3 protein-coding genes and 1 pseudogene are annotated in these 3374 nt (G+C 36.2%); 3 read left to right on the forward strand and 1 reads right to left on the reverse strand.

All coding sequences use genetic code 11. The annotated features are described in order from the left end of the window. A partial coding sequence (gene ssb / locus JKP71_RS09460) for a single-stranded DNA-binding protein (RefSeq protein ID WP_200407806.1) occupies positions 1-385 on the forward strand: 385 nt, incomplete at its 5' end. Positions 386-946: 561 nt separating this feature from the next. Here ssb and JKP71_RS09465 read toward each other — a convergent pair. Further along, positions 947-1626 (reverse strand): annotated as a pseudogene (locus JKP71_RS09465) (IS6 family transposase). Between the two features lie 50 nt (positions 1627-1676). Here JKP71_RS09465 and JKP71_RS09470 point away from each other — a divergent pair. Beyond that, positions 1677-1817 carry a hypothetical protein gene (locus JKP71_RS09470; RefSeq protein WP_234446130.1) on the forward strand — a complete coding sequence of 47 codons (141 nt, stop codon included), beginning with the start codon at positions 1677-1679 and terminating at the stop codon, positions 1815-1817. Between the two features lie 222 nt (positions 1818-2039). Next, positions 2040-2933 carry an SDR family oxidoreductase gene (locus JKP71_RS09475; RefSeq protein ID WP_200407807.1) on the forward strand — a complete coding sequence of 298 codons (894 nt, stop codon included), beginning with the start codon at positions 2040-2042 and terminating at the stop codon, positions 2931-2933. Positions 2934-3374: the final 441 nt, after the last annotated feature.

The following is a 3374-nucleotide window of genomic DNA, read 5'->3' on the forward strand; positions in this document are numbered from 1 at the left end:
ACAAAACCAAGCTGTTGCAACCTTCTCTTTAGCTGTTAATCGTCAATTTAAAAATGCTAAAGGCGAACGTGAAGCAGATTTTATTAATTGTGTGATCTGGCGCCAACAAGCTGAGAACATGGTAAATTGGGCTAAAAAAGGGGCTTTAATGGGTATTACTGGGCGGATTCAAACCAGGAACTATGAAAACCAACAAGGGCAACGTGTGTATGTCACAGAAGTGGTAGCTGATACCTTCCAACTCCTTGAAAGTCGTCAAAGTTCTGAGAATAATCATGCTCCTGCAGTAGCTCAACCAAATAATAAAAGCAACGTACCTGGCGATTCACACGATCCATTCGCAGGTAGTGAACCATTGAATATTAATGATGATTTACCATTTTAACTACTAGAAAACCCTACAAGTCATGGCTTGTAGGGTGTTTTTTTGTTATAATAGTAGAGTAGAAGTTTAAATAGACGGTGGCTCTGAAAGGTGGTGAGGCTTATGTATGTAAGTTCAAAATCCAAAAGAAAGGAGCCTTCTTATTGATGGATGTAGCCATGTTAGTGATCGCAGTTTGCGGTTTTCTAATTAGTTTGCTTACATTTATCGTTTTGTTGATTGAAAAAATCGCAAAAAAATAAGAACCGTCTAACTTTGGCTGAGTGAACGGTTCTTAGAACATAATTCTGCCACCGACTTTTAATCGGCTACATTAGGACTTGTATCGAGTAAGTCCTTTTTCTTTACAACCATTATACCACATAATTGTCGTCATTTAAACACCAAATGTCTGAAAAAACACCTTGTTTTTACCATTTTGTTCCTTTCATGTCGGTAGGATAACTGATAAAATAGTTCTATCAGCTGATGATTAACTTTGAAACGGAGCGTAACAATGACAAAAACGGTTCTGTTGCAAAGTTTTAAATAAAGAATAAAATCCCTTACGGTATCTATGATTTAAGCTGGGATTCCCAATAATACCTTGATTTCAGTACAGACCGAAAACCCGAAGAGAGTGCCTTCTTTTCAGGTTTTCTTATATAATCCTCGGATGGCTTCCATGCCTTTAATCGTGGTAGAGGCAGTGCGTAAACTTCGATAGAATTTATTGCGTCTCTTTACTGGACGATGGTCTTGTTCAATCAAATTATTCAGGTATTTAATGGTACGATGTTCTGCCCTTGATAAAAGCCGTATTCTTTTAGTTTCTTAAAGGCACTTGTAATAGAGGGGGCTTTATCTGTGACTACAACCTTCGGTTCATCAAACTGCTTCACTAACCGCTTAAGAAAAGCATAGGCTGCTTGTGTGTCCCGTTTTTTACGTAACCAAATATCTAAGGTTAAACCATCTGCATCGATGGCTCGATACAAATAATGCCATTTTCCTTTAATTTTGATGTACGTTTCATCCATTTTCCACGAATAAAAGGACTGTCTATTTTTCTTTTTCCAGATTTGATAGATCAGCTTACCATATTCTTGAATCCAACGGTAAATTGTTGTGTGAGAAACGTTAATGCCACAATCATATAACATCTCTTGAACATCACGATAACTCAAATTATAGCGAAGATAATACCCAACAGAGATAATAATCACGTCTTTTTGGAATTGTTTGCCCTTAAAATGATTCATCTGTTGTCCTCGCATTCTATTTTATTACATTTTACAATAAATCAGGTGTTATGGGGAACTTTGCAACAGAACCATCTAGAGCATTGTTAAATTATGATGAAGGCGATATTAAAAGCGTTCACTATGGAGATATATTGATTAAATATCCAGCCATTCTAAATATTAAAAAAGGAACAAGAAATGGAGATTGACATAAAAAGAGTACCGCCACTTTGTTTTATGTTATTTTTATTTTTTAATAAATATTAGAAGTTTCAAGTAATAGAAGTTCTATTTATAACCGTTTATCGATAAAGGGCCTATTTTTATCGATTTTTCAGTAAAAACATTGTGAATATTGGTGCAAAAAGGCGTATCATTTTTAAAAAATTTTAAAGTACGTTAAAATAAATATAGAAAGTGAGGAGAAATAAATGACAGAACCCGTTTTAAGAGATCCGAGAAAATTATTTTATAATGATCGTTTTGAAAAACAAGATCAAGATACTCCTGCTCTCCAAACAAACATGCCATCACGACCAGATTGCGGCGAAGAAAGTTATGTTGGAAGTAAAAAAATGGAGAATCGCAGAGTATTGATTACTGGAGCAGACTCAGGAATTGGACGTGCAGCTGCCATCGCATTTGCTCGTGAAGGTGCAGATGTGGCTTTCCAATACTTACCAGGTGAAGAAAAAGATGCAAAGGAAGTTGCTGAACTGATAGAAGCAGCTGGAAGAAAAGCCGTATTACTTCCCTATGATTTGAGGGATGAACAGGCACCAAAAGAAATCGTTGCAAAAGCAGTCGCAGAATTAAATGGATTAGATACATTAGTTCTTAACTCAGCACAACAAATTTCCCAAGAATCGATTGAAACTTTACCTATTCAACAAGTAAAAGATACATTTACCATAAATATTATTTCGATGTTTGCGATTGTCCAAGAAGCAGTCAGTCATCTGCCTGCCGGTAGCAGTATTATTACGACGACTTCGGTACAAGCATTTAATCCTAGTGATAATTTAATGGATTATGCAGCTACAAAAGCAGCTATTGCAAACTTTACGGTTAGCTTAGCCACCCAATTAGCTAAAAAAGGTATCCGTGTCAATGGAGTAGCACCAGGACCAATCTGGACACCGCTTCAGTTGGATCAAGGACAGCCTGAAGAAAAATTACCAGATTTTGGACAACAATCATTATTAGAAAGAGCTGGACAACCAGTTGAACTGGCACCAGTATATGTCTTCTTAGCTTCAAATGATGCAAGCTATGTTACTGCTCAAATTTATGGTGTAACGGGTGGCGAGCCGATCAATCTTTAACACCAGTATTTAATAATGGTTTTATTAAGAGAAAGCTAATTCTCTTTGTTGATAGTTACTAGACTGATTCAAAAGTATACGAACAACAGACTAATAATCAGAGTACTTCGAATCAGTTGCAGTATATTGATGAAGGGGGAAATTTCAAAGTTTCTAAAAAAAATCCTGCTACCTCGGACAAAGATCAAGCGTACCTTGAAGCTTTAGGGATTAAATCTTAAATAACCTTGATAGATAGGGCTGTTATAGTCCTATTTATTTTAAAATGACGGTCTTATCAGATCAGATGTAATGCAACACGCTTTATAAAGCATTCTGTAAAGGCTGTGATTATGTTAAAATAGAGGTACTATGACAGAAGAATTAAAAGCAAATCGTAAGTGGGAAGCAAAAAACCCTGACAAAACTAAGCATGATACTGCTCGAAGACAGGCCCGTAGA

It is taken from the genome of Lactococcus taiwanensis, assembly GCF_014905395.1.
Taxonomy (GTDB): domain Bacteria; phylum Bacillota; class Bacilli; order Lactobacillales; family Streptococcaceae; genus Lactococcus; species Lactococcus taiwanensis.

Excerpts from the sequence above, each read along its gene's own strand:
- JKP71_RS09475 (WP_200407807.1), top strand. The coding sequence starts at position 2,040 with ATGACAGAACCCGTTTTAAGAGATCCGAGAAAATTATTTTATAATGAT.
- JKP71_RS09470 (WP_234446130.1), top strand. The coding sequence starts at position 1,677 with ATGGGGAACTTTGCAACAGAACCATCTAGAGCATTGTTAAATTATGAT.